19 protein-coding genes are annotated in these 25765 nt (G+C 53.7%); 13 read left to right on the top strand and 6 right to left on the bottom strand.

Features of this window, described 5'->3' with window-relative positions; all coding sequences use genetic code 11:
* Positions 1-114: 114 nt before the first annotated feature.
* A complete protein-coding gene (locus tag ACH5Y9_RS09640) occupies positions 115-1224 on the top strand; it encodes an NAD(P)H-dependent oxidoreductase (protein WP_445369446.1) in 1110 nt (369 codons plus the stop codon).
* A gap of 10 nt (positions 1225-1234) precedes the next feature.
* Entirely contained in the window at positions 1235-1729 is a 495-nt protein-coding gene (locus tag ACH5Y9_RS09635; protein ID WP_445369445.1) for a GNAT family N-acetyltransferase, read from the top strand.
* A 51-nt stretch (positions 1730-1780) separates the two neighbouring features.
* Here the strand turns inward: ACH5Y9_RS09635 and ACH5Y9_RS09630 are convergent, their stop codons facing one another.
* From ACH5Y9_RS09630 to tatA, 3 genes are all read right to left on the bottom strand, one after another.
* A complete protein-coding gene (locus ACH5Y9_RS09630) occupies positions 1781-2998 on the bottom strand; it encodes an efflux RND transporter periplasmic adaptor subunit (protein WP_445369444.1) in 1218 nt (405 codons plus the stop codon).
* 6 nt (positions 2999-3004) lie between these two features.
* A complete protein-coding gene (locus ACH5Y9_RS09625; RefSeq protein WP_445369443.1) occupies positions 3005-6181 on the bottom strand; it encodes an efflux RND transporter permease subunit in 3177 nt (1058 codons plus the stop codon).
* Between the two features lie 298 nt (positions 6182-6479).
* On the bottom strand, positions 6480-6716 hold the full coding sequence (gene tatA / locus ACH5Y9_RS09620) for a twin-arginine translocase TatA/TatE family subunit (RefSeq protein ID WP_445369442.1): 237 nt from the start codon (positions 6714-6716) through the stop codon (positions 6480-6482).
* Positions 6717-7536: 820 nt separating this feature from the next.
* Here tatA and ACH5Y9_RS09615 point away from each other — a divergent pair.
* Complete coding sequence (locus ACH5Y9_RS09615) at positions 7537-8613, top strand: sigma-54 interaction domain-containing protein (protein WP_171695630.1); 1077 nt, start codon at positions 7537-7539, stop codon at positions 8611-8613.
* Between the two features lie 32 nt (positions 8614-8645).
* Here ACH5Y9_RS09615 and ACH5Y9_RS09610 read toward each other — a convergent pair whose 3' ends face one another.
* Positions 8646-9113, bottom strand: coding sequence for a cupin domain-containing protein (locus tag ACH5Y9_RS09610; protein WP_445369441.1), 468 nt, complete (start codon positions 9111-9113; stop codon positions 8646-8648).
* Positions 9114-9289: 176 nt separating this feature from the next.
* Positions 9290-10729: an aryl-sulfate sulfotransferase gene (locus tag ACH5Y9_RS09605; protein WP_445369440.1), complete on the bottom strand. Its 1440-nt coding sequence runs from the start codon at positions 10727-10729 to the stop codon at positions 9290-9292.
* 667 nt (positions 10730-11396) lie between these two features.
* Here ACH5Y9_RS09605 and ACH5Y9_RS09600 point away from each other — a divergent pair.
* The 4 genes from ACH5Y9_RS09600 to ACH5Y9_RS09585 all read left to right on the top strand — a co-directional run bounded on the left by ACH5Y9_RS09600 (position 11397) and on the right by ACH5Y9_RS09585 (position 18539).
* The gene (locus tag ACH5Y9_RS09600) at positions 11397-12392 is read left to right on the top strand and encodes a TonB-dependent receptor plug domain-containing protein (protein WP_445369439.1); all 996 of its coding nucleotides are present in this window, start codon (positions 11397-11399) and stop codon (positions 12390-12392) included.
* A 100-nt stretch (positions 12393-12492) separates the two neighbouring features.
* Entirely contained in the window at positions 12493-14418 is a 1926-nt protein-coding gene (locus tag ACH5Y9_RS09595; RefSeq protein WP_445369438.1) for a TonB-dependent receptor domain-containing protein, read from the top strand.
* A 330-nt stretch (positions 14419-14748) separates the two neighbouring features.
* Positions 14749-17505, top strand: a complete 2757-nt coding sequence (locus ACH5Y9_RS09590; RefSeq protein WP_445369437.1) for a TonB-dependent receptor domain-containing protein — start codon at positions 14749-14751, stop codon at positions 17503-17505.
* A gap of 74 nt (positions 17506-17579) precedes the next feature.
* The gene (locus tag ACH5Y9_RS09585) at positions 17580-18539 is read left to right on the top strand and encodes an SMP-30/gluconolactonase/LRE family protein (protein WP_445369436.1); all 960 of its coding nucleotides are present in this window, start codon (positions 17580-17582) and stop codon (positions 18537-18539) included.
* A 355-nt stretch (positions 18540-18894) separates the two neighbouring features.
* Here ACH5Y9_RS09585 and ACH5Y9_RS09580 read toward each other — a convergent pair whose 3' ends face one another.
* Entirely contained in the window at positions 18895-19098 is a 204-nt protein-coding gene (locus ACH5Y9_RS09580; RefSeq protein ID WP_445369435.1) for a hypothetical protein, read from the bottom strand.
* An 84-nt stretch (positions 19099-19182) separates the two neighbouring features.
* Here ACH5Y9_RS09580 and ACH5Y9_RS09575 point away from each other — a divergent pair, with 84 nt between their 5' ends.
* The 6 genes from ACH5Y9_RS09575 (at position 19183) to ACH5Y9_RS09550 (ending at position 25725) form a co-directional block, all read left to right on the top strand.
* Positions 19183-19689, top strand: a complete 507-nt coding sequence (locus tag ACH5Y9_RS09575; protein ID WP_445369434.1) for a rhodanese-like domain-containing protein — start codon at positions 19183-19185, stop codon at positions 19687-19689.
* A gap of 65 nt (positions 19690-19754) precedes the next feature.
* Complete coding sequence (locus tag ACH5Y9_RS09570) at positions 19755-22091, top strand: DUF1549 and DUF1553 domain-containing protein (RefSeq protein WP_445369433.1); 2337 nt, start codon at positions 19755-19757, stop codon at positions 22089-22091.
* Positions 22092-22195: 104 nt separating this feature from the next.
* Entirely contained in the window at positions 22196-23659 is a 1464-nt protein-coding gene (locus tag ACH5Y9_RS09565) for a DUF1501 domain-containing protein (RefSeq protein WP_445369432.1), read from the top strand.
* Between the two features lie 353 nt (positions 23660-24012).
* Positions 24013-24399, top strand: coding sequence for a hypothetical protein (locus ACH5Y9_RS09560; protein ID WP_033156401.1), 387 nt, complete (start codon positions 24013-24015; stop codon positions 24397-24399).
* 10 nt (positions 24400-24409) lie between these two features.
* Complete coding sequence (locus ACH5Y9_RS09555) at positions 24410-25000, top strand: peroxiredoxin (RefSeq protein WP_445369431.1); 591 nt, start codon at positions 24410-24412, stop codon at positions 24998-25000.
* A 2-nt stretch (positions 25001-25002) separates the two neighbouring features.
* Positions 25003-25725 (top strand): c-type cytochrome, encoded by a 723-nt coding sequence (locus tag ACH5Y9_RS09550; protein WP_445369430.1) that lies wholly within the window; start codon positions 25003-25005, stop codon positions 25723-25725.
* Positions 25726-25765: the final 40 nt, after the last annotated feature.

Below are 25765 nucleotides of genomic sequence, written 5' to 3'. Positions count from 1 at the left end.
ATGGCCCCGCCTCTTTGTATGGCATGCGAAAATCAACGTCATTATCAAGCCGGGCCAAGCGGTCTATTATTGCTTGCCATTACTTTTCCCTGACATTCCACACCTCGCTTTGCCATGAAAATACTGGCTTTATCCGGTAGTTTGCGGGCGGCGTCCATCAATTCCGCCGTACTGCGCACTGTGAGGCATTTGGCGCCGTCCTCTATCGAAGTCTATTTGTTTTCTGGGCTTGGCGACTTGCCTTTATACAATCCGGATTTGGAAAACGCGCCGCCGGCCGCCGCACTGCAATTGCGCAACGAAGTGGCCTCGGCGGATGCCTTGCTGATCGCCAGCCCGGAATATGCCCACGGCGTTACCGGCACCATCAAAAACGCGCTGGATTGGTTGGTAGCCTTCGAGGGCTTTGCAGACAAACCGGTGGCGGTATTGAACGCCACGCCGCGCGCCCATCATGCCGATGCCTCGCTCCGGGAAACCTTGGTCACCATGTCGGCGACACTGATCGAAGCCGCATCGATCACCTTGCCGTTGCCAAGCGCACACATCGGCGAAGCGGAGCTATTGGCGATGCCGGAAATCGTTTCATTACTGACCGGCGTATTAGCGAAAACCGAACGCACGGTAAAGCTGCTGCCGGAAATGAAGCCCTTCCTCAGCAGAAGTCTTTATATCGATAGCCAACATCCGGCCATCGTCGACCAAGCCGCCAAGCTGGCGGAGGGTTGCGCCGATGAGGAAGTAATCGCCAAACGCTGTTTCGAATTCGTGCGCGACGAAATCAAGCATAGCTGGGATTACCGGCTGAACCCCGTGACCTGTAAAGCATCCGAGGTGTTAATCCATGGCACCGGCTATTGTTACGCCAAAAGCCATTTGCTGGCGGCACTGCTGCGCGCCAACGCCATTCCCGCCGGTCTGTGTTACCAGCGCTTGACGCTAGACGGGGAGCAGCCCCCTTATTGCCTGCACGGTTTGAACGCGGTTTACCTGCCGCAACACGGTTGGTACCGGATTGATGCGCGCGGCAACAAGCCCGGCGTGAACGCGGAATTTTGCCCGCCGCTGGAGAAATTGGCGTTCCCGATTGTGCATCCCTTGGAACAAGACTTACCCAGCATCCATGCGGAACCCTTGCCGGCCGTCGTTAAAGCCTTAACCGAACACCAAACCGTCGAGCAGGTGTATGACAACTTGCCGGACATCGCCGCTACCGAGCAATGAAGGCACACTGATGGCTACGCCTCTGATCATCCGTTCCGCCGTAGCGTCCGATGCCGAGTGCGTCAGCCAACTGATTGGCAGCGTTGCCAACCGTTGTACGATTTCCCCAACAGGCGATGGTGCCGAATTGTTTTTTTCGAGCATCAGCCCGCAAGCGATTGATTGTTACATCGCCGACGCTAATTTCCTTTATCTCGTCGGTTTGCTAAACGGTAAGCTGGCCGGTGTGGTTGCAGTTCGCAATGCCCGGCATCTGTTTCATTTGTTTGTGGCGCCTGACTGCCAATACCAAGGTATCGGCACGGCATTGGCGTTGCGCGCCATCACCTTATCGTTGGCCGCATGCCCGTCGGAGACCTTCACGGTGAATGCTTCGCTGACCTCTGTGCCGTTTTATGCCCGACTGGGATTTCAGCCGCAGGGGTCAAATATTGAGGACAAAGGCGTGGCATTTGTGCCCATGCAATTGCCAACTTCAGCGCTAAACGCCGCATCGTGGCGATGATAGCCATTTCCCTGCCGGATGGCCCGTCCTGCCGCGGATTGCTGAAATATTTCACGATTTCCCGTGGGTTTTGTCCTTGGCTTTCTCCGCCGGTTTTGCTTGGGCTTCCACGACACTTACCGTTTCGCCTTCCACTAACAGATCGGAGGGGCTGGCGACCAAGGTATCGCTGGCGGAGATGCCTTCCAAAATTTCCAGTTCGCGGCCAAAATCGCGGCCCAGTTTTACCGGACGAAACGCCACACGATGTTCCGCATCGACCACTACCACATGCGGACCGGCTTGATCGATCACCAACACATTAGCCGGCACCACCAAGGGGCTGGATTTACCGGCGACGTTGATCGAGATCTCCACGTAGGAACCGGGCAGTAACTTTCCGTCTTTGTTGGGCAGGGCGATATCTACCTGCCGGGAACGATTGACCGGGTCCAGCGCGCCGGCTACATGATCCACATGGGCGCTCACCGGTTTACTTTGTGAATCGAGGAGTCTTACTGAGACTTCCTGGCCGGCCTTGATGTCGTCGGCATAGACTTGCGGTACCCAGACCGTTAGTCGTAAAGGGTCGGTTTGGGTTAACGCGAATAACTCCTGGCTGCCGGCCACGATCAAACTGCCGACATCGACCGCCCGCCGAGTAATCACGCCGGAAAACGGCGCGACGATGCGCCGGTAGCCTTCGATATTTTCCAGGCGTTTGACATTGGCTTGCGCAGCCGAGAAATCAGCTTTGGCTTGTAGGAAAGCACTGCGTTTTTCGTCGAATTCCTGTTGGGTGCCGCTGTCGGTACCGTTCAATTGCGTCCAACGTTGCAGGGTGGTGCGAGTCAGTTCCAATCGGGCTTTGACTTGGGCCAGCGCGGCGCGCGCTTGCGCCAGCTCCTGTTCTAGCTCGGGTACGTCGATCACCGCCAGCAGGTCGCCTTTCTTGACCTGATCGCCTATGGTTTTGTGCCAGGCGCTTAAGTAGCCGTTGCTGCGCGCATAGAGTTGGGTTTCGGTGTTGCCGCGCAAGCTGGCAGGCAACACCAGTTTGCGGGTCGTTTCGCCAGGCCGGGAATGCGCCGCGATCACGCTACGCTGCTGGCTGGCCGCGGTTTGTGCTTGCAAGGTTTCTGCTTGTTGGATGTTCTGTGCCAGACGCCAGGCGCCGGCCAGCAGGAGCAATAACAATAGCCCCAAACCCAGCCGTTTTACTACCAGCAGGGTGCGGTGCGTATGGTCGGTGGACGGTCGCGCAAAGGGTGATGAAGGGATGCTATTCATATGATTTCAGGGAGTTACAAAGCTTGTACGATACGAAAGGCGGTGGGCCAGCCAGCGGTGGGTGCCGGCAAACACCAACGGTACGAACAGTAAAGTAGACACGGTGGCAAAGGCTAGGCCGCCGATCACCGCACGGCCCAGCGGTGCGTTTTGTTCGGCACCTTCGCCCCAGCCGATGGCCATCGGCAACATGCCGACGATCATCGCAAACGCGGTCATCAGCACCGGTCTGAGCCGGGTAGCCGCCGCTTCCAGCGCGGCTGTCACCGGCGGTACACCTTCTGCCAGGCGGGTGCGGGCAAACGACACCAATAAAATGCTATTGGCGGTAACCACCCCCATGGCCATGATGCTGCCGGTCAAGGCCGGAATGCTCAAGGTGGTGCCGGTCAAGAACAAGGTCCAGGCGATGCCGGCCAGCGCGGCGGGCAGGGCACTAACGATGATCAGCGGGTCCAGCCAAGATTGAAAATTGACTACCAGCAACAGGTACAGCATCACAATTGCTACGGCCAAGCCGGCTCCCAAACCGGTAAACGAACTTTTCAAAGTTTCGATCTGGCCGCGCACGCTCAATTCGACGCCGCGCGGCAAATGGCTGCGGCTGTCGGCGACCAGTTTATCGATCTCCCTGCTTACCGAACCCAGATCGCGGCCTTCCACGCTGGCGTAAATATCGAACACGTTATTGGCGTTGTAATGTGTTACCGCGACCGGTAACACGGTGCGTTTCAATTTAACTAGATTACCCAGCAGTTGCGGTTGGCCGTTACCGCCGCCCACCGGCGTGCGCATCAAGGCTTCCAGATTATCCAAATCCAGGGGATTGCCCATCACGCCGATATTCACCGAGTTGCCGTTAGCCGGATTCAGCCAGAACGACGGCGCGGTTTGCATGCTGCCGCTCAGAGTCAGCAACAGGTTTTGCGCCAGATCGCGGGCCGATAAACCCAGTTGCTGCAATTGCTGGCGATTCATTTCCAAATCCAATGCCGGCCGGTTCATGCGCTGGTAAATATGTGCATCGACGATGCCGGGAACTTGACGCAAGCGATTTTGCAAGGCGATCACCTGCGGCATCACCTCGTCCGGCTTGCCGCCGATGAACTGGATGTCGATAGGCGCCGGCACGCCAAAGTTCAGGGTCTGGCTGACCTGATCGGCGGGCTGGAAGAAAAATTCCAGGCCGGGAAATTGTCCGGGCAGTTCTGCGCGCAGGCGTTTGATATAGTCGGCGCTGGGGGCATGATCGCCGGGACGCAGCGAAATCATGATCTCGGTGTCGGCGGTTTCCACGGTGCCGGAATTGCCGAACAAGGTGTTACGGGTGCTGTAGGGGCCGCCGATGATGTCCAGCAGATCGGCGATTTCCTCGGCGGGAATGATGCTGCGAATGACTTTTTCCACCGCATCGATGTGTTGCGGCATTTCCTCGATGCGGGTACCGGACGGCGCCCGGACATGCAGACGAATCTGCCCGGCATCCACCGCCGGAAACAAGTCTTCTCCCAATAGCGGCACCAAACCCAGCGATGCTAGGCAAAAGCCTAAAATCGCCGAGCTGTAACGCAAACGGTGTTTCAGCAAGTGGCTGGCCAGAATCAGATAATGGCCGCGAAACTGTTCGAAGCCGTGCTCGAAGGCACGATGCAGACGTTGAAAGCCTCTCGTCAGCGCGTTGGTCGGCGGCGCATCGGTATGGCCGTGATGGCCGGACATGACATACATCACCAGCGTCGGCACCAGGGTGCGCGATAAAACGTAAGACGCTAGCATGGCAAATACTACAGCTTCGGCCATGGGTACGAACAGGCTACGGGCCACGCCGGACAAGAAAAACATGGGTACGAACACGATGCAGATGCACAACGTCGAGACCAGCGCCGGCATCGCGATTTCCGCAGCGCCGTCCAGGATGGCTTGATGCGGGTTTTTGCCCAGCAGCATTTGCCGCTCGATGTTTTCAATTTCCACGGTGGCGTCGTCCACCAATATCCCCACTGCTAAAGCCAAACCGCCCATCGTCATCAAATTGATGGTTTCGCCGACTAGATATAGGGCAATCAAGGAACACATAATCGACAGCGGTATCGACACCGCAATAATACAGGTGGTGCGCCAGTTACCCAGAAACAGCAGGATCATCGCCGCAGTGAGGCCGGCGGCAATCAGTGCCTCGTGCAACACGTTGCCGATTGCGGCTTTCACGAACAGCGATTGATCGAACATCAAACGCATATTGATACCCTCCGGCATCATCCCCAGCATTTTCGGGATGGTCTGCCGGACGTGCTCCACTACCTCCAGCGTCGATGTGCGACCGACTTTGAAAATTGAGGTCAGAATGCCGCGCTCGCCATTTTGGCGGGCGATGGTGGTCACTGGGGCCGCGCCGTCGCGCACTGTCGCCACGTCGCGGACCAGTGTGGTGACGCCGTTCACAGTGCGCACCGGCAGGTCGGCTAGACGCGGAATCGCGGCCACCGCACCATTCAGGCTGACATCGTATTCGTTACTGCCGATTTTTACCGTGCCGGTGGGCAGGATCAGATTTTGCGCGGCCAGCGTATCGTTTAAATCGGCGGGCGACAGGCCGCGCGCCAACAGGGCCGGGGCGTCTACATCCAGCGTAATTTGCCGGCTTTTCGCGCCGAACGGATTGGTCATCGCCACGCCGGGTTTGGATTGCAACGCGGTTCTGGCGATATTATTCACCAGATCGTTGACATCGGTTTCCGGGACGACGCTACTGGAAATGCCCAACTGCACCAACGGCAGGTCGGCGGCCGAATACTGAATGACTTGCGGCGGTGCGACATTGGTCGGCAGTGAGCGATAAACCGAGTTGCTGCTGGACATCACCTGAGCGATGGCAGTACGGATGTCGGTGCCTGGATGGAAAAATACTTTAACCACGGCCGCACCGCTGTAGGACAAAGATTCACTGTGTTCAATGCCGTCGATCAAGGCCATGGAGCGTTCGACCGTGGTCGTTAAGCGGTCCGCTATTTCTTTGGCGGTCATGCCATTGTATTGCCACAGCATCGCTACCACCGGAATATCGATGGTTGGGAAAATATCGGTGGGCATTTTCCGCAGCACGTAGGGGGTAGACAATAGAATCAACAGCGCCGCCACGATAAAGGTATAGGGGCGGCGTAAAGCAATATTAACGATCCACATGGATTTCTCGGGAGATCCGATTGGTTAGCGAGGTCCGGCCGGCTTTAGTGCTAACGTTTATCCGGCAAAGGCAATTTAGTGCTTGTCCTAAGCAAGTGCTATACCAAACAATCTCCACCGGTTTTTTCAAGCGCAGTGTCCTGCATGGGCATGAGCTTACGTGAGAATCAGCAGCATAATTTTTGCCGGGCAAATGTTCCAAGCTGTTGGTATGCAAACAGGCGGCGATCAATAGCTGTTGCTATGGCAGCAGGGCGCGGGTCTAAGCGTCTTCGCCTGAGAACAGCAAGTCGGCGTATCAGGCTTTGGTGTGGTCAGCTTTGCCTATCAAATCGCCGGATAATTCTTCCTGATAGAGTTGGGTGATCGCCTTGGCCTCTTCGGCCTCTTCGGCCTCTTCACTTTCCTTGACAGCATTACGAAATCCCTTGATCGCATCGCCCAGATCGGCGCCGACATTTTTTAGGCGCTTGGTGCCGAACACCAAGACCACAATCGCTAAAACTACTAATAGATGGGGAATACTCAAGCCCATGTTTTGCTCCAAAGTTGAGAGTTGCGGATGTTAGTTAAGCTGCTTACTGATATTGACTTAGCCTTTTCAAGGCGGTCTTCAGCAAGATAAGGGCCAATCTGCCGAGTGAGTACCGGAATACGCCAACCTGCCGCTGTGTTCCAGGCATATCAACAGTACCCGTTTACGTTACCAACTGTGGAAGTAGGCGGTTCAAAGGCAGCTACCCCAAAAAATGCTGATTTACCAGCACTGTTCCAGCAAATTCTGCTGGTATACGAACAGGACGAAATATAGTGGACATGTTTAAGAAGCGATTTCGGTTGACCGGGCTTGTTGAAAAAGCCCAAGTTCATTGGATTAGGGCGAAAAAACGCAATGCCCGGCCAGTAAAATTCAGACGCACGAAAATGTGTTGAAATATCAACACAACATCAACAGATTATGTTGCTGTGGCAACATTTGGGTTTCACGAAAACCTGTAATCCTTTATGATGTGCTGAAAACACGAAGTGGCATGAACCATGCTTAGAGCCTGGTATCTCGCTGTTATTTTCCGAGCATTTTGTCTCGATAACATCCACTTCTGCTGACCGGATCGCCGGAAGCCAGTGTGTCCCCAAAGGACTGCTGGCTTTTTTTTGGTCTGTGGTCGGCGCTGGCGCCGGTGTGTGGGCTGACTTTGGGCACGGGTAAGGCTGATTTTTGTTTGGCGTTGGCGTATCGGCAGTTAATTTGCGCTGCCGCTGACGAATCACTATTTTTGACATCTCAGGAAAAGAGCTTTCATGGAACAATTTTTGAGTGGCGGCACCGTTGCTCGCAGTAAAGGGGAAACCGTATGACATTATTGGCATTTGACGAATTGCAATTGCGACAGCTGTCGCACACGGTGCGGGCCACGGCGATGGTGTTCGAGGATCCGGTTTCACGAAAACTGTTGGAGCACATCGAGCGGATCGCACCCAGCGATGCGACAGTGCTGATCATCGGCGAGACGGGCACCGGTAAGGAATTGGTCGCCAGGCATGTGCATGCACTAAGCAAGCGCGCCAAAGGACCGTTCGGGGCTTTAAATTGCGCGGCACTCAGTGAAAACCTGATCGAAAGCGAATTGTTCGGCCACGAAAAGGGCGCTTTCACCGGCGCCTTGAATACCAAAGAAGGTTGGTTCGAAACCGCCAATAAAGGCAGTTTGTTTCTCGACGAAGTCGGCGATTTACCGCTGGGCTTGCAAGCGAAATTATTGCGGGTTTTACAGGAAAGGGAAGTGGTGAAGGTGGGTTCGCGCACGCCGTCGCCGGTGGATGTCCGAGTCATCGCCGCTACCAATGTGAATTTGGAAGAAGCGGTGGCGGCGTCGCATTTTCGCGCCGATCTGTATTACCGTTTTAATGTGGCGGCGATTCACCTGGCCCCGTTGCGGGAGCGTCCGGGCGACATTTTGCCTTTGGCCAGGCACTTTCTGAAAGTCTACGGCGACCGCCTGGGCTACGGCGAAATCAAATTATCGCCCTCCACCGAGTTGGCCTTGTTAAATTACGATTGGCCCGGCAATATTCGTGAGCTGGAAAATGCCGTGCATAGAGCATTGTTGGTCTGCCCCGGCAATCGCTTGCGTCCGGAGGACTTTAAGTTATCCGGTGTGCGAGCTTCGCAGACCGGACCGACAGTTTCCACTTCGTCGCTGGAGAGTTCGCTACTACGTTTGTGCGAACAAGCGCCGCCTAAGTTATTCGATATTATCGAAGAAACCGTGATTCGTACGGCGTTCGAGTTTTGCGAAGAAAACCAGGTGCAAACCGCGCGCTTGCTGGATATAAGCCGCAATGTCCTACGGCACAAACTAGGCTTGTATGGCATGTTGGCCAATGGTCAGAGAAAATTGGCCGTCGCCTACGAAGAAAGCGAAGAGTAATCTTAGACAGCTCGCCGATGGCGAGCTGCCTGCTATTTTGCAGGGGCCGGGGTAGACGTAGCCGGGCCAATGCCGACAATCTGCAGAATCGTGTCTTCGTCTTTGGCACCGTCATAATGGATTTCGTTGCCGTAGTGGGTAACGAAGCTACCCGCCGGCACCGCTTGCAAATGCGCCGGATCATAATCCGTGCCGGTGCCTACCCACCAAGTTCCTGAAATCACGGTTATGAAGCGGTCGTTCGGGTGCGAATGCGGCTTGCTATTGTGATGAGCCTTCCACTTGTTCAGCACCACATACAGGCCGGGCTTGTTGGGATCGCCTACTAATACCGCGCTCTCCGAGCCGCTGGGGTTTGCCACCCAATTAATCTGCTCGGGCAGTTTGATGTTGATGGCTTTGGGGTCGAGTTCCAACGCTGCCGCCGAGCTATACGCGCAGCATAGCGCGACCGTCAAGATCGGTAGCGATAACGTTGGTCGAATAGGTTTACCTAACATCTTAGTCTCCAAATTATAGGTTGTTAGCGCCATGGGTTTCGGGGTATCCGGTTGTGGAGTGTCCGTTCCGTTAAACTTAATGGTAGTAACCCGTCTACCAAACATCACGACCGGATACCCCGAAACCCATGGTTTTAAAATTGCATACCGCGTACCTGGGTTTTTACCAAGTTGTTTTAAGGTTTGTTACTGGCTACCGGTAGCCGAAATTTGCTCAAATCAGGCGCAGTGACCGGATTTTCACTATGCGGTGTGCCGGCCGGTACCCAATCGTAAGGTACCGGTTGGCCGCGATATACCGAGTTGTTGGCGGTGGCCCGGCCGGTCAAAGCATCCTTACCGGTACGAAAATACGGATTGATATATTCCCAGACTATGTCGCCGTCGGTTGTCTCTTGAAATAAGCGTCCACTCTGGCCCTCGTCTATAAAAGTATTCCCGTTAGGCAAGCGGCGGGCAGCGCTGATATGGGTGCTACGAAACGACCAACTGGGGCCGCCCGAGCTCTCGCCTGTGTACTGCCAGACAATTTCTTTCTTGATCGGATCTATCTCCAATACGCGCGAACCACCGGTACGCGGCACGGGAGCCGGCGGATAACCGGCGATGCCTTGATTGTCGAACACTAATAAATTCCCGGCGCCGGGTAAGCCTTCCGGAATGATATGCGCATCGTGCTGGGCACTGATTTGATCGACCGGGCGCGGCACCTTGCGGGCTTGTTGTTCTTCAATGGACGCGGCTGGGTAGTGCGGCCCCAGGTTCCAGACCACTTTGCCGGTCTTTCTGTCAATAATGATGATGAAATTGGTGTTGCGCGCGTCGATCAACAAATTATCCGGATGAAAGCGCTGGTCGCCGGCGGCATACCAATGATTTGGGCCAACGACTTTCAGATTGTTGACATGCAGATAGTCGGCGATTTCGGCGTTGCGGACCAGTTTGAGTTCCGCGGGCGTAAAGCCAAATTCATTAAGATGTTCCGAGGCAATCCATTTCCAAACTACTTCCCAAGCCGGATTGACTTCATAAATCACATCGTCCAAAACCTGCGTTTGCTTAAACCCCTTAACCGGATGTACCAGGTTAGCTAACACTACCGTATTGCCGTTGGGTAATCTGGCCCAGTCATGATGTTGTTGCGCCGCGCCGCCGGGGGCTTTGTCGCCAAAACGCCAGACGGTTTTGCCATCCCAATCCAGCTCGGCAATGGTTTTGGTGATTTTCTTGCTAACCTGGCCGGGCACGAGGTCTGTGCCTTTGCCTTCGGTGGTTTCCTGCGTCACAAACACATGTCCCAGTTTACCGCCGTTAATGGCGGGATTGATTAAGGTGCTGTGGCTGGCGGCATCCGGCCATTCGTGTACGGCGTTTCCATTTAGATCGATCAAATGCGCGATGTTGTCGCCGCCGCTGAACAAAACAAAGGAGTTATAGGCTTTGCTGGGATCGTAGCGCGTGGTGCCAGTGGGAAAAACACTCGGTCCGGATAATGCCGAGACGCTGAGGGCCGTGCCTAAGGCAATTAATGTGGCTTGTTGCCAAGTCTGGTGTTTACGCGATGCCCGGTTTTTTTTGCGTCCCTGCGCGCTTGCGGAGGGTCTGATTTGTGTCATTTTTTATTCCTTTATAAATGGGTGTTTGCTATTGCTTTTGGTGTTAAGCAATGATCAAGCCAATATGTTGTTTTATCCGTATTGGTCACCAAAAATCTGGTCGCAAATAGTCACAAACTCTAAAAGGGCCGGTATTTCAAGGCTTTGTCATTAGCACGCCAGTGCTCACGCGCGGTATTTTTCCGGTAAGCCTTAGGGTAAACGGCAGAGGGGGTCGATGGATTTGGCCAAACTTGTTGAGCCAAGTGCAGGCCATCAGCAAAAAGTATTTGCAATTCAACAGATGTTACTCAGGCCAGCAGCAATGCTCGTTCAGCCTAACAGCAAAGGCCGTTCATGTTGTCAGCAGTAGTTGCTTGAGTTTCAGCAGTGTTTGATATAAACAGCGCGTGAATTGGCTGTTAATTTTTCCGGTTGATCACGAGTAATCAATTTAATTGTTCATATAAAACAGTATTTTATAAATATATTTTCTGGGATTGTTTCCCTTCAATGCGCATTTAATATTGCTGGCATACCTATTGCAAAATCGTTGTTAAAGCCGGATATGGTTTTAGACGGCACAGTGAGCGATAAATTAACAAGTGCTTTTTCAATAAGCGCTACTCGACAGGATGGGGTTCCTCAAATAATCAGTGCGCGACGTAGGTTATCGACCTGCGTGGCCATGGCTATCGCCGGTGTGTCCATAGCGTCTGCAGTCAATGTGGAAGCCGCACCGAAAAAAAACAGCAAAACCAAAACCGTCAACAGCAAAGCGGTCAGCGATTTGGAAGCGGAAAATCAGGCTTTGCGTCAGCAGCTAGCCGCCGCCAAACAGCGTGAATTGGAGTTTATCAAGAAAGGCGCAACGGGCACCGCACCTGGCGGAGCCGCTACTGCCGGCGCACCCACGGAAACAGTGGCCGCGCCGAACGAAGCGCAGGTAACCGAGTTAGCCCGGAACGATGACGATCAAAAAGCGGATTTGGGCGAAGTGGTAGTAAAGGCCAAACCCAAGTTGGCAAAACTACACGAAGTCGCGCAATCGGTGTCGGTGGTATCCGGTACCGAGCTAAACCGGGAATTGTCCAGAGATTTGGGCGACATCACCCGCCGCGCTTCCAACGTGCAATTCAATCAAAACAATACCCGCGGCGCCTCGCTATCGGTGCGCGGTTTGGGTAAACGCAGTTTCACGGAAACGCAGGACCCCAGCGTCGGGGTGACGGTGGACGGCGTACCGTATGCCTTGACGCAGTTGGCTAACTTCAGTTTTTACGATGTGGAAGCTGTGGAAGTCACGCGCGGGCCGCGCGGTACCGAGGGCGGCTTGGCCGCAAGCTCGGGTAAAGTGAACGTCACCTCCAAATTGCCGACATTCGCGCCAACGGCGGAATTGTCCGCCGCTTATGGGCAGCGGGAGTCCTTGATATTGCAAGGTGCCTTGGGCGGGACGGTGATCGATAATTTTCTGGCTTGGCGCGGTTCGTTTATCGTCGATAAGGCGCGGGGTTTTTATGAAAATGAATACGACCGGAATTACACCTTGTATAACCGTGACCGCTTGAGCGGGCGGGCGCAGTTGCTGTTTACCCCAACCTCAAACTTAACGGCACGCTTTATCGCCGACTTCGAGACCGAAGCAGCCACAGGTACAAAACGGGTTAACCTTCTATCATGATCAGCCTTTTCGGTTTGCCGACGGCAGTCTCACGGATAGAAACGGCACATCCGCCTACTCCAAACTCAATGGCTATTTTAGTCACAGTAACCAATTCGCAATGAACGATACCACCAGTCCGGGGGCGATCAGCGCCGTCGGCTCAAGAGCGGCGGCCGGTCAGTACTTTGCCAATAGAGGGTTTACCTATAACGATTATATCGGCGGCGAACAACGCGGTACCGTCTGGTTCGATCAAAACAAAGGCCAAACCGTCAATAACCAGGGCGCGGCAGCTTTAATCGACTGGGAAGTCGGCAATCATGTGTTGAGCTCCCGAACCGGGGTGCGCGAATATCGCTTTGATGCGCACAACGACGAAGGTACGCCGTTTGACATCAGCGTCGATGGCGGCGGCGGGGTTAAATACAATCAATGGACGCAGGAATTTAAAATCGTCAACAAACCGGGCGGCTTTCTGGATTACAAGGCCGGCGTGATCGGTTTATGGACCAAGGATAACGTGGACTCGAAAGCCGGCTGGGGCGCCGACGCCGGGGCCTGGTTTGCCACCAACGGCCAGTACAATGCTTTATATAGAAACGCCGGCACCAATCGCGGCGCCGGCGAGGCTATCCTGAAAGACCTGTTGCAGGATGCCCGCACCTTCGAGTCTACCGAGATTCGTACCCAATCCGGTGCCCTATACGGCGAGTCGGATTTGCACTTTACCGATAAATTCACCCTCACCGCCGGGGTACGCGCCACGCATGAAGACCGTAAGTCCCGTAACTTTAAGATTATTGGCCGAAACGGTGTTGGAGGGGCGTTTAACCCTGTAACGGTAAGGGACGTGGCGACTGGCGGCTTTAACTCCGATACCGCGCAGTCGTTTACCGTCGATCAGGATGGCGACGGGGTGATCGACAAAAATCCCGATGGGACCAATAAAACAGTGACCAACACTTTCTACGGCTCTACTGCAAACTTCGGTAAGCTCAATGCAGCGCAAACCGCTGTTGTGGCCGGCGACGCTGTGGTGAACAGTGCCGAGCAAACCGCGCTGGCCGATTCCTTAGCAGCCCGGTATTTTGGCGGCTCCAGTTACGCCGCATTGACTGCCGCGCAGAAAACCATGGTAGCCAACGCCAAAACCCTGCGGGCTTCGCAGATCGGCCGCTTGAACCAAACCGTCGAAGACGATTATCAAGACGTTTTGTATACCGCGCAGTTGTCGCCCAGCTATAAAATTAACGACGACCTGACCACGTATCTGTCCTGGCAATACGGTGAAAAGTCCGGTTCGGTCGCTCCGGTCAATGGCCGTCCCTTTACGGTTAAGCCTGAAGAAACCCACGCATTAGAACTGGGTTTGAAATCATTCTGGTTGGACAAGTCGATAGTGCTCAATGTCGATGCCTTCGTCATGGATATTAAAAACTACCAGCAAGCCGTACAGGTGGTCGACGAGTTCCAAACCCAAGTCAATATGGAGCCAGGCGGTTCCGGTTTGACGGCTTATACCGCGTCGCAGGGTAACGTCGGTCGGGTGCGGGTACACGGCGTGGAGTTGGATAGCGTGATCAACACCATTCCCGATTTGTCGATTCGTTTCAACGGCGCCTATAACGTTGCCGAATATCTGGATTACAAAAATGCACCCAAGCCCGATGAGCTGGGTTATCTGACCGGGGATTACGTCGATATGACCGGCCAGTATCTACCGGGTGCGTCCAAATGGAATTTCAACGTCGGTGCCGAATATTCCAAGCCGATTTTCGAAAGCAAATACATCGCGCACACCAGCTTTAATACCAACTACCAAACCGAGTTCAATAACACTGATAACCTGTCGGCCTATGGCTGGGTGGCAGATAGGGCCCGAACGGACGCGGCGATCGGTATCGGTACCCGCGACAAGCACTGGGACTTGAGCCTGATCGGTAAAAACATCTTCAACGATAGAAATCACGAAATTGGCTGGAACTCCTACGGGCCGGATCCTTATCCACGCTGGTTCGGTATTCAGCTAAGCGGGAAAATTTAAGATGGTAGGTTGACCAAAAAATGCGCTTGACACCAGCTCGTAACCTGGAAATGAAACTGTTGATTGGCGGGCAGTTAGTCAGCAAAGGCTGATGACCTTTCAACAGTTTTTCAGCTGGCGGCGTTCTCATGATGTTAGCAAGATAGATAAATTGGGTCTTAAAGTTAGTTATTAAATTCAATTGTTTAAATCTAATTAATGGATGGCTAGGCGGATGTTTATCATCCTGTGGCACGGTCGTTGCGTTGAGCGTTACAGAAAGTTCGAATTGCGGGCGTCGTCTTGGCGTTGGCTCGAATTGGTTTTTGTAACATTCGCATAGGTGAGATCGTGAAGGAAAATTTAATTGGGAGTCTGTCGGCAGACAACATTGAATCGGTGAAAGTGCCGCTGCACATTAGCAATCGGCGCGGTTTGTCGGTATGTGTGGCAATGGCTATTGCGGGTGGTTCAATGCTGATTGCTAGCGATGCGACCGCCCAAACGGCGCCGGTGAAAAAAAGCGCGAAAAAGGCCGGTAATAAAGCGGTTGCCGATACCAAAGTGAACGATTTACAAGCGCAGGTTGAACGCTTGAGCCGGGAATTGGAAGCCTCAAAACGGCGTGAGCAGGATTTACTTAAAAGAAGTGTGGCGGCCGCGCCGGCGCCAGGTATTACCGATCCGGCTGCGCAAACCAGTCAGGAGCCGGACAATGTCGTAGCCGCCGCTGAGCCGGAGCCGGAAGAGAAAGCCGACGAGCCGCAAAACCTGTCGGAAGTGGTCGTAACGTCTCGGCGTAAGGAAGAGAAGTTGCAGGAAGTACCGATTCCGGTGGCGGTAATCAATCGGGAAACGCTGGAGCGGGATAACGTGGTGTCGGTACAAGATTTTTCCCGGCGTGCGCCTAACTTGGGTGTGACCTCGGCCAATGCCCGGCAGACCAGCATTGCTTTGCGGGGTTTGGGCAAAAACAGCGGTAACGAATCCATGGAGCCCAGTGTTGGCGTGATGGTGGATAACGTCTGGCGGGCGTGGGCGGGGGCGGCGTGGGCCAACTTTGCCGATTTGGATCAAGTGGAAGTGTTGCGTGGTCCGCAAGGTACGCTGCAAGGTAAAAACAGTAACTTGGGTTTGCTGAACATTACCACTAAAGCGCCTTCATTCAAGAACAGTTATTACGTGGATGGCTTCGCGGGGGATAGGGATACCCTGCAAGGCAAATTCGGCGCTACCGGTACCATCTTGCCGGGTTTGTTGGCGTATCGCGCTTCCGGGTTTATCGATAAGCGCGACGGCTTTGTGAAAAATTTGGATGTGCATCGCAGTGAGGGGGATTTAGGCGAAACCAATGCGTTGGGTGGGCGTTTGCAGTTTCTGTTTACGCCGAGCGAAGATTTGAGCGCGCGGGTGATTGTCGATAAAACTGCCTCGACTCAAACCATGAGCGTGCAACCCCTCATCGCCGATCCTACGCGCTTTGACGATGGCACCCTGCGAACCACTACCTTCAGCAGCCGGTTAGCCAGGGATTGGTTCAATACCCTGCGAACCAATGGCCAACCGGTGACCGTGATTGGTGATCCTAGAGCGATGGCGAACAACGAAAGGCGTCAATCGCGCGGCGACGGTTCCGGGGTATCGGCGGAAATTAACTGGGATGTGGCAGGACATCGGTTGACCTCGATTTCCGCTTACCGGGATGCGCTGTTTGAACCCAATCATGATGGCGAGTCCAGCACTGCCGACGTTGAGCGCATCTCCGGTTGGACGGTTAAAAATGAGCAATGGTCGCAGGAGCTGAGGCTGGCGTCTAAAGACCCTGGCCCCATCGATTACCAATTCGGCGTATTTGCGATGCGTGTTATCGCCAATACCTTTAATCAACGCCTTTTCGGCGTTGATGCTGGCGCGTTCCATGCCAGCAATAGCCAGTACGCGCTGTTGAATGCCAGCCCGGCGTCCCGGCAATTATTGGCGGCGTCCATGCGCGATACCATGTTGACGCAAAACGTGGTGCCTGCCACCGATAGCTATGCCGGCTACGGTCAGATTAACTGGCATGTCACCGATGATGCGACCTTGACCTTAGGCTTGCGCAATACCTTTGAACGTCGGGAAAACACCGGTTATAGCCGTAATTTGGGCGGGGTGGATTTAGATGCTTTGGGTGCTTCCTTAGGCTCTAATGCCGCGCAGATTGCAGCGGCCAAGGCTATCCGCAGCAATCGATTGGGGCCGGAATGGGACGCACCGCGGCAAGGTTTCGATCAGAATTCGCAAAACTGGTTGATTAACCCCAGTTACAAAGTGAATAAAGATTTGATGGTATACGGTTCAGTGGCCGGCGGTCAAAAATCCGGGGCGGCGCAGTTCAACTTTAACACTGGGGCTACGGAAAACGTCAAACCGGAAGACGTGATGGACTATGAATTTGGTTTCAAGAGCACTTTGCTGGATCGCAAGCTGGTATTCAACGTCAACTTGTACCAAACCGATATTCAAAGTTATCAATCGCAGCTGGTGGCGGCTGACCCATTGCGGGCCGGTCAATTCTTGACGCAACTGGGCAATATCGGCGGTATTCAATTACGCGGTATCGAATTGGAAACCAATTGGGATATTACCCAAGGTTTGAATGTGTTCCTGAACGGCTCGTATAACAAAGCCATTTACACCGACTTTGCCAACGCGCCTTGCCCACCGGAAGCGAATAACACCGGATATTGCGATCAGACCGGCAAAACCATCCCGAACGCGCCGGCCTTTACCGCCAACTACGGGATAGATTACCGGGCGCCGCTGACCTTTGGTTACGGTAACGACTATGGGTTGCAATGGCATGCGTATTTGATCGATAGCTTTAAATCGGCGGCCAACTACAACGCCAGCTTGTCACGTTACGGTAAGCAGGATGCTTATCACGTCACCGATGGCGGGATTGGCGTGGGCACCAAAAATGGCAGGTATAACCTGGATCTGGTCGGTAGAAACATCTTTGACACCATCTACTTTACCAATGCCGGCAACTTTTCCAGCACCAGTGCGGCGAGCGCGTCTTACGGCGATGCGCGTTACTACGGGGTGCACTTTCGAGCCAAGTTCTAATTTTTACACGCGCCGGGCGGTTAGACCGCCGTCCGGCAAGCTGATTTATCGAAACATTTGCAAAGGAAATACTGATGTTATCTAAACACTTCTATTTACTGGGTTTTAGCGCGTTGATTTATGCGGCGGCGGCCAGCGCCGACGACCCGGTTACCCCGGCTATTCCCGGCGTCGCTGCCGGTGGTGTGGTGGCCGAGCTGATCAAAGACGGCTTTAACGGGACCGAGGGACCGATCGGCTATAGCGACGGCAGTTTACTGTTCACCGAAACTCAAGCCAACAAAATCGTGCGTATCGGTTTGGACGGTAAAGTTTCGACGTTTCTGGAAAACTCCAACGGCGCCAACGGGCTGGCGCTAACGCCGGATGGTGACATCGTCGCGGTACAAACCGTCAAAACCAAGGTCGGTGTGGTTTACCCGGCCAATAAGAAAAATACCTTGGCCGAAGATTATCAAGGCACGGCATTTCAACGGCCCAACGACTTAGTGCGCGCCAGCAATGGCGGTATCTACTTTACCGATAGCGGTACGCGGCCGAGCAAGGAAAACCCCAACCCGCCGCCCTCGCATCCCGGCGTGTTTTATATTTCACCCGGCGGCGAGCTTAAACAATTGGCGACCGACATCGAGCGTCCCAACGGTATTCAATTAAGCAAGGACGAAAAAGTCTTGTATGTCGCCAATACCAAAGGCGAACACATTCTGGCTTACGATCTTGCTGCGGACGGCTCGATTCAGAATCGGCGCAATTTCGCCAAACTGGAGGGTTGGAAAAAAGGCGAAGACGGCACGTGGTCCAGCGGTGCCGACGGCATTGCGCTGGATGATGAAGGCAGATTGTATGTTGCCTCCAACGTCGGCGTAGAAATCATCAGCGCTAAAGGTGAGAGCCTGGGCGTGATTCTACTTCCCAAGAAGCCGCAGAACCTGGCGTTTGCGGGCGTGGACAAGAAAACCCTGTATGTCGTCGGTCGCGGTGCGGCGTATAAAATTCCCTTGCTGACTGCCGGTATTAGCAGCCGGTCGAAATAGCCGATTTGACGGAGTATCTCAATGGCAGTTGGGTTCTAAAAATAGGGACTTAAGGGCCACCTAACATTTCATCAAGCTCTCGTGGTGAGACCTCTAACGGGCAAGGATTGATCCTTAGCCCGTTTTTTTTGGTCCGGCGTTTTTGCCGGGCTCCAAGTGTTGCAGATCGAGGACCTTGCAAGCTTCCTGCTTGGCCTATCTGTACGCCTTCTTTCTATAGATCAAAGTGACTCTATTAACCCCGACCTTAAATACCGCTCGCCTTTATGCCGTTAAAGGTATTGTCGAAGGACCACGCACCTCAGGCTTCGACTAGCTCAGCCCGAACAGCGCACCGGGGATAAATCCGGCCGGGTTAACCAACGGTTGGTGTGGTGCTAGCCCAGCAACAGTGCATGTTGCGCCCCTGCTGAATTTCCACCAGTTGCTTGGGCTGTACTTGAATATTAAGGGATTTATCAAGTGTTATAGAGTGGGGTTTGAAATAAATATCACGTGTTAAATCAATGCCTAATAAGCTAATGATCGTTTTTGATGGTGGATGTTTTTTGAGTGGCATGCTAGTTGCTTTTTACCTAATGAGGAACCTTATTCAAGCGCGATAAACCGTGCAGTTAGCAACTAATAACAGGAAGACATAGCAATGAAAAACACGACCACAGCGGCTCTTTTAGCTCTGATCTTGGCGGCCCCACTCGCTTTTGCCGCTGACGCGGACGCCGGTAAAAAAACCGAGGCGCCGGCCGCACGGCCTTATACCTATAAAACGCCAAAATTGAATCGCGCGGAAATCGATGCCTTACTCGCCAAGCCTGAGCAAGTATTGTTTATCGATGTGCGCCGTCCCGACGAGATCAGCAAGATCGGTACGTTTCCGGTTTATCTGAACGTACAAATCGATGAACTGGATAAGGCTTTGCCGTTTATCCCTAAAGAACGCTCGATTGTTACTGTATCCAATCACGCCGGCCGTGCCGGTAAATCCGCGGACTTGCTGGCCGAAAAGGGTTTCAAGGTGGTAGGCGCGATAGGTTCGCAAAACTACGAAGAAGAGGGCGGCAAGATTACCAAAATTGTCCCGCCTGCGCCTAAGCCCGAAGAGCATGCCAAAGAGCAAGACCACAGCAAAGGCCATAAGCATAAAGGTTAATTTCCGAATGAGGTTGGGTTGAGCCCCGGCTTCGTTCCATCAAGCTGTCATTTTGGAGGAATTCAATGAAAATAAAACTATATTGCGCGGTGGTCTGGGGACTGGCGCTGGCGCTTTCCGATGCAGCCCAGGCAGCAGAGGAAAAGCCGGCGACTGAAGCCGCCGCGCCCGCTGGACAACCGAAATCCAAGCTCTGGTCATATCAACCGGTCAAAGCGCCTGCCGTACCTGAAGTACAGCAGAAAGATTGGGTCAGAACCCCTATTGATGCGTTTGTGCTGGCACCTTTGGAAGCCAAAGGCATCAAGCCTTCACAGGATACCGACCGGGCGTCGTTCATCCGCCGGGCTACGCTGGATGTGTGGGGTGTCATTCCCACCCCGGAAGAAGTCGATGCGTTTGTTAACGATAAATCGCCTGATGCCTACGAAAAATTGGCGGACCGCTTGTTGGCTTCGCCTAAATACGGCGAGCGCCAAGGGCGTAAATGGCTGGATTTGGCGCGTTATGCCGACAGTACCGGTTTTCAAAACGATAACGACCGCTTGAACATGTGGCGTTACCGCGATTACGTGATCAATTCATTTAATCAGGACAAACCGTACAGCAAATTCATTCAAGAACAATTAGCGGGCGACGAATTGTGGCCGGGCGACGAACAAGCCTTGGTTGCCACCGGCTTCATGGCGCAATTCCCGGACAACAGCAACTCCCGCGACTTGGTGCAACGCAAATACCAAATCACCACGGATATTACCGATACCGTGGGTAAGGTAGTGCTGGGCCAGACCGTGGAATGCGCGCGGTGCCATAACCATAAATTCGACAAGATCAGCCAGAAAGATTATTTCTCGCTACAGTCGTTCTTTGCCAACGTCGCACCGGTAGACAATATTCCTGCGAAGAAAGGCGAAGTGGAAAAAGCCTACGAACAGCAGTACGCCAAATGGGAAGAGGCGACTAAAGAGATTCGCGCCAAGAAAAAAGCCATTATCGATACGCATAGGGAAGAGGCACTTAAATATCACAAGGAACGTTATTTGACCGACTCGCGGGAAGCGATCTTTAAACCTAAAGAGCAATGGAATGCTCGCGACCGTTGGGTTAACCATCGTTTGGCTAATGTGACCGACGAAGGTAGCTTGGAATCGTATTTCCGGGAAAAAGGTGAAAGTACCGATGCTAAAACGCGCGATCCAAAAATCGCCGAGCAATGGGCTGAGTTGGAAAAACTGGATAAAGAACTTAAAAAATTCAACGATCTGAAACCCACCACATCCTCCAACACCATTTCGGCGATGACCGAACTGGGTCATCCAGATGCGCCGCCTAGCTATGTATTTGCGGTGGGCGATCACGAAAAGCCATTGGAAGAAGTGCAACCCGCGTTTCCGGAAGCGATTACCGACGAAAAACCAGACATCAAACCGTTGCCGTTTTCCTCCGGCCGCAGGTCAGCGCTGGCGAAATGGATTACCAGCCCGACCAATCCTCTGACCGCTCGGGTATTTACCAACCGGATTTGGGACCAATATTTCGGTAAAGGCATCGTCACCACCGTCAGCGATTTCGGTAAAGCCGGTCAAAAACCGACGCATCCCGAGTTGCTGGATTACCTGGCCTCCAAATTCGTCAACGACGGCTGGAGCGTGAAAAAACTGCACCGTGAGATTCTGTTGTCCAGCGTTTATCGCCAATCGTCGGATTATCGCGAAGACGTGGCCAAAGCCGACGCCGAAAACCAATGGCTGGCAGTGTTTCCACGCCAACGTTTGGAAGCGGAGCAAGTGAGGGATTCCTTGTTAGCCGCGGCCGGTAAGTTGGAAGAGAAAGTGGGTGGTCCTAGCGTTTATCCGCCTCTACCGAAAGCGATCAATACCGCCAGCGGCAACTTCCAAGGCGATCCGGCCTGGAAAACCTCCAAGGATGTGCACGATCAGAACCGCCGCAGTTTGTACATCTTTACCCGGCGCAGTATCCCTTATCCGATCTTGGACTCTTTCAACATGGCGTCGCCGCAGGAAGCGCACAGCAAACGCGAGGTTACCACCACGCCGTTGCAAGCCCTGACCCTGTACAACAGCGAACTGATATTCGACTGGTCTAAATCCTTGGCTGGTCGGGTGATCAATGAAGCGGGTGAAGACGAGGAAGATCGGATCAGCAGACTGTATCAAATCTTGTTTGCACGGCAACCGAAGGACGATGAGAAAGAGTCGTTGCAGGCCTTCTTGAATGAACAGGAAGCCATCATTCGCGCCAAGGCGGCGGATGGCAAGTTTGAAGTGAACGTACCGGCCGGCGTTAAGGGCAAGCCGCTGGGTGACCCTGTGAGAGCCGCTGCATTCGTGGATTTGGTCCACGTGGTAGCTAACTCCAACGAGTTCATCTACCGGTTTTAACGATACATACGACTCGGTTTAAGTGGGCGTTTGCCAAATCGGTAGGCGCCTTACCGAATCCGAAGCAGTTGCCGACACAAAATACTATTCAAGAGGTTTAGATAATGAACAACAAATCACGTCGCGATTTTTTAATAAAAACCGGCTATGGCTTAGGCGGCTTGGCCGTCAGCGGCTTTCTGCCCGGTGGTGGCGTCATTGCCACTGCCCTGGCGGACGACCCAGCCCTGCAAGCCTTGGCCGGCGCCAATCCTTTAGCGCCGAAAGCGCCGCATTTTGCGCCTAAAGCCAAAACCGTCATCTGGCTGCACATGTCCGGTGCCCCCAGCACGCTGGATTTGTACGACTACAAACCGCAGTTGGTCAAACAAGCCGGTACCGGTATTCCTGCGTCGTTTTTGCAAGGCATCAAAACTAGTACCCAAGGCGGCATCACCAAATTGATCGCCACCAAACGCGACTGGAAACAGCACGGTCAAAGCGGCGCCTGGTTTTCTGACTGGCTGCCTAATCTGGCGGAACATGCCGACGACCTGGCATTTATTAAATCCAGTGTGACTGTTGGTGCGACCCATGATATTTCCATCATGAAGTTGAACACCGGCGGTTTAAACCCCGGCCGGCCAACCTTAGGTGCCTGGGTGCAATATGCTCTCGGTTCCGCGAACCCAAATCTGCCGGCTTACGTGGTGTTGTACAACGACAAACGCGAACCACGCGGCGGTGTGACCAACTGGGAATCCGGCTTTTTACCCGCGGTGTATCAAGGTACGCCGTTCCGTCCCGGTAATTCGCCGATTCTGCATTTGAACAACCCGGAATATCTGGCTAACGCGGAAAAACGTCATGCGCTGGACTTGTTGAAGCAGATTAATCAACAACATGCGGCCAACTATCCCACCGATAGCGAATTGCAAGCCCGCACCGAATCTTACGAGCTGGCTTACCGCATGCAGGAAACCGCACCGGAAGCGGTCGATTTCAGCAAGGAGTCCGAAGCGACTAAAGCGCTATACGGCTTGAACGACGAAATCACCCGCCCATACGGCGAGTTGTTGTTGCGTGCCAGACGCTTGACCGAGCGAGGCGTGCGCTTCGTACAAGTCGTGTCCGGCCCGACTGACATCAAAGGTGACAGCCGCGATTGGGACGCGCATCAAAACATCGAAGACAACCACAGCAAGCATTCAAAAATTATCGACAAACCGATCGCCGGCTTGTTGAAAGATTTGAAAGCTAAAGGTTTGTTGGATGAAACGCTGGTGGTGTGGACCTCCGAGTTCGGCCGCACGCCATGGAGCGAATCCGGCGACGGCCGAGACCACAACCCTTGGGGCTATACCCAATGGATGGCGGGCGGCGGCGTCAAAGCCGGTTACACCCATGGCGGCACCGACGAGCTGGGCGTACAAGCTATCAAAGGTACCGAAGTGGATACCTATGACTTGCATGCCACAGTGTTGAACCAGTTGGGTCTGGATCACTTGAAACTGATTTACAAGTATCAAGGCCGTTCGGAACGTCCAACCGTGGTGTACGGCAAAGTGATCAAGGAATTGATTACTTAAGCTTGGGCTTTAACAGCTTACCCGAAGGCTTGGCGCTTTCGGGTAGGCGATTCGCCGAGCCGGCTATTGGCCGGGGTAAGGCGAATTTGAACCAAAGTGGACATCTCTGAAATTCCTTCTTTATCAAGCAGGGCGTTAGGACGACGCAGTCAGGCAAGCGTTTATCCCGGCAAGGAGGCTGGGGCCAATGGACGGCAGACCGGTTATCTCCCGGTAATACGCGCAGCCGGGCCTTTGTGGGGGCCTTGGGTGACAGTGGGTCGTTTGAGTCCTGCTTGGCGAAGAGGGAATTTTAGAGATGTTCCGAGAACATTATTTAATGCGGCGGGTAATGCCGCGACAGGGTTAACGATATGCGAAAGACGATTTATCTTTTCGGAATTGGCTTGGTTCTTAGTAGCAGCGCGGTGATTGCCGAAAGCGAATTCGATTTCGAAGAGTTAATGAATGATGTGGAAACCAAAATTCAGGAAGTGCAAAACAATATTGCCGCCAAGGACGCCAACACTGCGGTAACCCAAGCCAAGCAATTACAGGACGAATTCAAGCTGGTCGAAGGATTTTTTGCCAAGCGCGGCAACGCTGACGACGCCACGCATAACGCCAAGGAATATCAGGACAAGGCGGCGAATATTCAGAATGCGCTGACGGCCGGCGATTTCGATACAGCTGCCGTCGCTGCCAATGACTTTTCCAAACAATGCCGCGGCGCCTGCCACGACAAATACAAACCCCTCTAATTGAAGAATTATGAAAAACCTAATTTTGAAAAGCCTGCTGCCTGCCGTCTTTGCTTTGCCGGTGATGGCCGCGCTGCCGGAAGGCCACCCGGCCCCGGATTTTCAAGCGCAAGCTTCCCTGGCCGGCAAGGCTTTTAATTACACGCTGGAAGAGGCTTTGAAAAAAGGCCCGGTGGTCGTGTATTTCTATCCGTCCGCTTATACCGGTGGTTGTAATTTGCAGGCGCATAGTTTTGCGGTCAATCACGAAAAATTTGCCGCTGCCGGCGCCAGTATCGTTGGTGTTTCGCTGGATAGCATAGAACGCCTGAACGACTTTTCCGCCGACCCCAATTACTGCGCCAGTAAGTTTCCGGTGGCATCCGATGCCGACGGCAAAATCTCCGGTAATTACGATATTACCGTGAAAGCCGCCGCGCCGGGTAAAACCGATAGTAGGGGCGTGGAAATCAACCACGGCTTTGCCGAGCGCACCACGTTTGTGATCACGCCGAACGGCAAAATCGCTGCGACCTTGGGCGGTTTGAAGCCGGAAGAAAATGTCGCCAAAGCACTGGAAATCGTGGAAAAGCTCGCCGCTGAGCGACCGAAGGCGAACTAGGCATGGGGTTTTGCCGTTGGCTAAGTGCTGTGTCGCCCGAAACCAAACGCCGCAGAGCAAGGGTTCATTGGCGCCGCCGCAGTCCGTGGCTGGCAGTTAGTACCTTTGCCTTGTTGGCTTCGGCGAAAACCGTATTTGCAGAGCAGGGCGATGAACTTTCTTTGCAACGCATCGGCAACGGCAATCCGGTCGCCGGTAAACAAAAGTCGGCTGACGAACGTTGCCAGGAATGTCATGGTGAGGACGGCAACAGTGGCGATGTCAGAATTCCCAGCCACGCCGGTCAATACGCCGGTTATCTGGTTAAGCAGCTCAGCGATTTTAAATCCGGCGCCCGCAGCCACGAAATTATGAATGTGATGGCCGCCGATCTAACTCAACAAGACATGGCCGACATCGCCGCGTATTTTGCCAGCCAAAAAGTCATGCGCGGCGACCGAATTGCCGACAACCCGCTCGCTAAAAATTTGTTTTTAAACGGCGATGCAGCCCGGGATTTACCTGCGTGCGCCAGTTGCCACGGCGAAAACGGTAAAGGCAAGGTGGTGGATAACGTCATTTACCCGGTGATAGGTGGCCAGCGCCGGGTTTATCTGCGCAGCCAATTGACCAATTGGAAGCTGGGCGAACGCAAAAACAGCCCGGAAGCCGTGATGAACAAGGTCGCCAAGTCGTTAAACGACGACGAATTGAATGCCTTGGTCGAATACCTGTCGGGCTTGTAAGCAGATGAGTGTGCCGCCGGATGCTTATTCCCATCCTTTT

It is taken from the genome of Methylomonas sp. BW4-1, from assembly GCF_052474385.1.
The sequence above is the reverse complement of the archived record's forward strand: the minus strand, read 5'-3'. Positions and strand labels throughout refer to the sequence as shown.